The organism is Vibrio sp. V08_P9A1T1, from assembly GCF_963874405.1.
Lineage (GTDB): Bacteria > Pseudomonadota > Gammaproteobacteria > Enterobacterales > Vibrionaceae > Vibrio > Vibrio anguillarum.
On record NZ_CAWNIB010000095.1, the window covers coordinates 1 to 6,429 of the forward strand.

Below are 6,429 nucleotides of genomic sequence, written 5' to 3' on the forward strand. Positions count from 1 at the left end.
ACATAGTTCATATAATACCTAATCATTTCACACATAATTAATCACTATGTTTTGGGCTGTCAGCCTACTTTGAATTCACGGAACATATTCCGTACGTCATAAGATATCTGTGACACTTTCATTGTGAACGATGCCCTTTTCCAATAAATAAGGTTCATCTACTTATATCATGATGAAAATCCATCCTTTGGCTTTAATGCTATTTCTGCTAGGCATTTCAGAGCACATTCAAAGCTCAGAGCTCAATATTTATTTGTGGGAAGACACTATATCACCGCAAATCGTTGATCAATGGCGGCAAAGTAGCGGCATCGATATTAATCTATATCATTTTGATAATGACGATGAACGCAGTCTATTGATGGTCAAAAGTGTCCAGCTGCCTTTTGATATTGTAGTGTTAGATAACGTATCAGCTCTTATCTACTCTCGGCTCAACACCTTTGAAGATCTGAGTGCTCTGCCCAATAGAAAGCATAATGATACGAAATGGAATCAAGCGTGCGGTAGCCACGCCGTTCCCTACTTTTGGGGAACCGTAGGCATCGTCTACAAAAAAAGTAAATTTCCAGCCAAACCCAAAAACTGGGCTGATCTCATCGACATGCCACCAGCACTCCAAGGCCATGTGGGTATGCTTCACGATACAGTTGAAACCCTGCTGCCAGCATTGTATGCCCAACAACAATCGCCAATTACAAATAACGATAATGCACTGAAACAGGCTTATCAAAAGATGCTATCCGTGAATCGCAACATCTTAACCTATGAATATATATTGAGTTACGTCCGAAGCCATCCTGACAGTGATGGCTTAGATATGGCACTCGCATACAGCGGTGACCAATTTTCATTGAATAAGTATTTTGGCAGCAATGATTGGGATTTTGTCACCCCGCAAGGCCGACCCTATATTTGGGTGGATTGTTTAGCCATCAACAGCAATTCAAAAAATAAAGAACATGCAAAAGAGTTTATAAACCACTTATTGAGCCCAGAAGTTGCCGCAATAAATGCAAAAGATATTAAAGCTGCGACACCAAACTTAAGTGCCCTAAATTTAATGCCAGATAGTTACCGAAATGATGCATCATTATTTCCAAACCCAGCTTTGTTAGAGCAAGGCATTATTGATAGCGAATTGCTCCCTGCCGATATTAGTTTGAGAGCAAAAATCATTAACAGTATTTTGGAACAACATGAAGCTCAACAATAGAATTCTGTTGCTGATAACACCGGTTATTCTTCTCAGTGCAGTGGCATCTAGTTACATTATCTACTCCAATCAGAAAGATGCTTTGCTGAAAAGAGAAGAAAGCTATCTTCAACTGAGTATGGAAAAACTCGCGGGTCACTTTCGTCAGACCCAATACCTGGTGAATAGCTACGCTTACACCCTAACGAAAAGCGATATCATTCGTCACTACGTTGCACATGAGCGCAACCCTTATCGAGAGTTAGAACTGGTTGATAACTTTCAGCAAACATTGGAGATTCTCCAATCACAAGAGAATAATTTTATTGCGTTATCGATTTTGGATGGCAGCAAAAATGTTCTTTATTATGCCGAAAATAGTGGTGATCCCTTCGCCAAAATCGATACAAAAATTCTCAACCACATACAAGACACTTTCGATAGCACACAGAAAACCTCTTATGTTGACTATACGACAAATTCCAGCGGTGAAGGTATTCTAGTTCGGTATGATGTTTTAGATACTCAAACACTTACGACACCGCTTAGCTATAACCGCGATAAAATTTTCTTTGTTGTTGTTTTCGTCGTACTAGAACCCTTTAATCGACTGATGAAGAAAATAGAATTTGATAACCGAAGTACCATTTTTTTCACTGACGCAGCGGATATTAAAAAGGTAGGATTAACGCAAACTGTTGAATTAAAATCAGATCTTTATGCCACGCTTGATCCTGCACAGTATCTAATTAACGACAAACTTTATGCCATTAAAAAACGGTTAGCGTTGTCGTTTGGAATATCGACTCTAGTGACTGTGTTGCTGCTTTTGTATTTATTATACCGGCATGTAATCAAGCCCATATCCCAATTAGATCAACAATTGAAAGAAGTAGAGAATAAGCAGCGTGACAATATCGAAACTCTCAAGAGTAACGATGAAATTGGCCGGCTATCCTCTCGTTTTTACGATATGTATCAGGAGCTTGATACCACATATAAGAAAACAAAAGCACTTGCCGAGTACGACCACTTAACAAAACTTGCCAATCGTCACCACTTTCAACAATCGGTAGAAAGAGTGCTAGCAAAAGCAAGACACACCGATAACATCTGGGTTTTGTATATTGATTTAGATAATTTCAAATACGTCAATGATAAATATGGACATCAGATTGGTGATGTATTGTTAGTCAATTTTGCACAGCATATTGGCTCATTGCGCAACTTTTCCTTTGAAAAGTATCAAGTTAAAAGTTTAGCTGCTCGACTCTCTGGGGATGAGTTCTCAATTTTTATCTCTGCCCCTAGTACGTTTAAACAAGCCGCAAGCGAATTTGCAAGCCAGTTACTGGCTCCACTACAAAATCAACATAATTCACCACTCGGGAACTTCCCAATCACAGCAAGTATCGGCATCGCCACCTACCCAACCGATGGCTATACCTTAGAAAAATTATTATCTAATGCTGATACGGCCATGTATCAAGCAAAAAATGCTGGGAAGAACCAAATAGCTTACTACTCGCCAGAGCTCAATAAGGGTGTTCAGCGCAGAGCCAACATTGAGCAAGCATTACGCCGAGGTGATTTTGATCAGGAATTTAGCTTGGTCTATCAACCTTATTTAAATCGTGCTGGCAATACAGTCTCAGGATTTGAAGTTTTACTTCGTTGGGAATCCAACCTGCTCGGTACGATTTCACCAAAAGAATTTATTCCGATAGCCGAACAAACCGGGTTATTTGGCAACATTGATCGCTGGGTCGTCCGTTCAGCTTTCGAGGAGTTCCATGCACTGCAAGCGATGTTTGAACACCCTGTTCAGTTATCGATTAACCTTTCATCAGCAGAATTAAACTCTTTACAGTTAGCTCATTACATTCATAAACATGCGCAGGAGAATGCAGTTCCTCCCCATTTGATTGATTTTGAAATTACAGAAACTTTTTCTGCCAATTCAAAAGGTTTTCCACTGCTTCACGAACTATCGCATTTAGGCTACGGATTGGCGATTGATGATTTCGGTTCTGGTTACACCTCCATTACTCAATTGGTGCAATATCCAGTACAAAAAATTAAGTTCGATCGGCTTTTTTTAGATACACTCATCACCACTGACAATCACAAGATCATTAAGCCTTTGATCGAACTTTGCCACTCTCAATCAATGCAAGTCACAGCTGAAGGGATTGAAAGTAAAGAGATGCATAATTGGCTTGCTGATTACCAATGTGATTTCATGCAAGGCTATTATTTTGCCAAACCAATGCCATTAAATGCGTTGGTTTCATGGTATCAACAACAAAAAGAGTTAAACGCTGTTTATGAAAAATGTGATCATTGCCTCTCTTAACCCGGCCAAAATCAATGCAGTCAAAAGTGCATTTGAAAGTACCTTTCCGCAGGATACTTTCTCATTTAAAGGGGTGAATGTGCCCAGTGGTGTCGCGGATCAACCGATGACAGATGAAGAAACCCATCAAGGCGCACTTAACCGAGTACGAAATGCGAAAGAGCAAGATCCCACGGCAGATTATTACGTCGGGTTAGAAGCGGGCATTGAGAATACAGTGACTTTTGCGTGGATGGTGATTGAATCCGCCACTCATCGAGGAGAATCGCGTTCAGCCAGCTTAATGCTACCACCTCAAGTATTGAAGCTGTTAAGCCATGAAAATGAGCTAGGCGATGTGATGGATAAACTGTTTGACTGCCAAAATATCAAACAGAAAGGTGGGGCGATCAGCCTGCTCACTCATAACCAACTCACTCGCAGCTCGGTCTACCATCAAGCATTGATCCTCGCGTTAATCCCTTTTATCAACCCAGAGCATTTCCCTGCTAATTTATAAAAGGTTGGCAAACTCAAGGAACCCCTAAGACACCTTGAGTAGCAGAGCGGCTAATTGCGACTTTTCTTGTTCTGATTTACTTTTGAGCTCATTTGAGCCACGCGTAATGGTCGCAATTCCCACTCCGAGCAATTGGCTAATCTGCCGCTGTGATAACTCCCCTTTAAGTAGCTCACATAAGATGTTCGCACGCGCCACGAGCGCATCTCGCTCATCTGGGGTCATCATCATGGTGAGTAGCATTGCGTGCTGCTCTTGCTCTGTGGCTGATTTAACCAATTCCATTAGCTGCTGCCAATCAGTGTACTCAGGTTGGTGTGGCATGAATGTACTCGCAAAGTGATACGTTCCGCTATTGTAGAACTTTCACTTCGTATTGGAATTAATATTTTGTATTGAGCTCATCTTGGTTGAGAAATTCACCTTCAATCCCCATCAAATCTCGATAGTAAGTCTCAAACATCAAAATATTTTGCACATACCCGCGGGTTTCCCGGAAGGGAATCGCTTCAATAAAAGCGTAAGCATCTAACTTGCCTTGTGTTTTCTCTCGCCATTGATTGACGCGATTTGGCCCAGCGTTATAGGCAGCAAATGCAAAAATTCGATTGTCGCCGTATTGCTCTAATAATCCATTTAAATAATGGCTGCCTATTTCGATATTTTTGCCCACCTCATATAACTCTTGCTCATCGTTATAGGTCAGCTGATATTTTTTAGCCGTATACTTAGCCGTGCTCGGCATAATCTGCATGATACCGCGAGCGCCAACGGGCGATTGAGCCTCAACATCCATTCCACTTTCTTGACGAGCAAGTGACATCAGCATAATTGGGTCAATGTCGTGTTTTTGGCCATAGAAGTTAAACCACCATTGATGGGCTAATGGAAAACGCAATTGCATGTTGTCCCACATCCGCGCCGAAATAGAGGCTGTCACAGTTAAACTATACCAACGTTGGGAGTCGGCGTAGGCCGCTAGCATCTCTTTTTCTTTTGTATCTGCACGATCGAGTAACCATTTCCATTCACTTTTTGCAGCAGCGATTTTATCTCGTTCAATCAGCTCTTGGATCCGTACTAAGGCTTTTTTATACGGCGTCAATAAATTGGGATTAAGCTTAATCGATGTACTGGGATAATTTACTGACTGTTTCACCATATTAGCGGCCGCGACACTGTAGAAATTACGTTGCCCAATCATCGCATTTAAACGTTGTAATCCTTTGGCTTCATCACCCAACGCAATATCAGCGCGCCCAAGCCAATATTGCCAACGTAAGCTGGCTTTTTCATCAGCGGGGAGCTGCTCTGTCCAGAATTTAACTTCATCCCAACGACCAACGGTCAGTGCCTTGCGGATCCTCTGCTCGAGCAAAAGACTGTTTGAGCTTTGCGCTATCACACTATCTCGCCAGTTTGCGAGTGCTTGCTCCTCGGTATCGAGCAATATTCTGGCTATATATTCTGCAATAGGACGCTGATAAGCATCCGCCAGTATTTTCTGATCGAGAAGAGTTTGGTACACACTTTGCGCAAGCTTTGCATCTTGGCGTGCTAGCTTTTCTAACGCAAATTGAATCGACTGCTGATTAAAAGTGCCATCGGTGTATTGTTTAGCAAAAGTCAGCACATTTTCTGGCGAGCGGTAGAGATCGATCATCGCTTGCGCTGTCGCCTGTGATTTTGGCTTAACTAATTTTTTCTGTAAGTATTTCATTAGCGTTAAATTACGCCCATCAAACGCCAATAACATTCGTTTAAGCAACCAGTCATCGGTTAACCCGCCTTGCTCACTCCATGCGGTGAAGAGTGGATCACAAGCCTCAGAAATGCTACTGCCACTGAGCCATAGTTTTTGTGCGCCTTTGAACGCAATATCTCGCTGGCCTGTTTGGTAATACGCATTGTAGTAATGACAGCGATAAGGCTCATCATTCGGCTCCGCTTTTTGAAAATCAAGCAAGGTGGCCCATTTTCCTTTCGCCGCCAACGCATCTAAATACGGTGCTCGAATGCGGTTTGAAAACGGGAAATCTTGATGTGTATCGATAAAAACCTGAACCGCTAATGGCGGTTTATTACCAATATCGACCAGCAGAGATCGATAATCCAGATAAGGCGTCAATGGATAGTTTTTGATCTTATTTCTAATTTTTTTAGCTTCATCAACTTTATCTTCATCAAGCCACCTCTGAGCTTGATCATACAGCTCTCGTTGACTATCCAAATCCTCTATTGCGCCTGAAAACGCGGTGCCGCACACCAAGGAGCTCAACGCTAATATTGATGATAACAATCGCTGCGGTCTTATAAAATGCATGAGCGCCATGTGCTCTCGTCCTATCCAAAGCAAGGGAATTTCCGTTTCATTACGCT

General features: G+C 41.9%; 5 protein-coding genes. 3 read left to right on the top strand and 2 right to left on the bottom strand.

Features of this window, described 5'->3' with window-relative positions; genetic code table 11:
• The first annotated feature begins 169 nt into the window (after positions 1-169).
• The 3 genes from AACT21_RS04850 to yjjX are packed head-to-tail and all read left to right on the top strand — an operon-like array spanning position 170 to position 4,050.
• The gene (locus AACT21_RS04850) at positions 170-1,216 is read left to right on the top strand and encodes a polyamine ABC transporter substrate-binding protein (RefSeq protein ID WP_094163664.1); all 1,047 of its coding nucleotides are present in this window, start codon (positions 170-172) and stop codon (positions 1,214-1,216) included.
• Positions 1,200-3,551: a putative bifunctional diguanylate cyclase/phosphodiesterase gene (locus tag AACT21_RS04855; RefSeq protein WP_094124816.1), complete on the top strand. Its 2,352-nt coding sequence runs from the start codon at positions 1,200-1,202 to the stop codon at positions 3,549-3,551. The genes AACT21_RS04850 and AACT21_RS04855 overlap by 17 nt, the downstream gene beginning before the upstream one ends.
• On the top strand, positions 3,523-4,050 hold the full coding sequence (gene yjjX / locus AACT21_RS04860) for an inosine/xanthosine triphosphatase (protein ID WP_094163666.1): 528 nt from the start codon (positions 3,523-3,525) through the stop codon (positions 4,048-4,050). Before AACT21_RS04855 ends, yjjX begins: the two co-directional genes overlap by 29 nt.
• Before the next feature lie 24 nt (positions 4,051-4,074).
• Here the strand turns inward: yjjX and trpR are convergent, their stop codons facing one another.
• Both trpR and AACT21_RS04870 read right to left on the bottom strand, forming a co-directional pair.
• Positions 4,075-4,374, bottom strand: a complete 300-nt coding sequence (gene trpR, locus AACT21_RS04865) for a trp operon repressor (RefSeq protein WP_013857539.1) — start codon at positions 4,372-4,374, stop codon at positions 4,075-4,077.
• 58 nt (positions 4,375-4,432) lie between these two features.
• On the bottom strand, positions 4,433-6,382 hold the full coding sequence (locus AACT21_RS04870; RefSeq protein WP_141195240.1) for a transglycosylase SLT domain-containing protein: 1,950 nt from the start codon (positions 6,380-6,382) through the stop codon (positions 4,433-4,435).
• Positions 6,383-6,429: the final 47 nt, after the last annotated feature.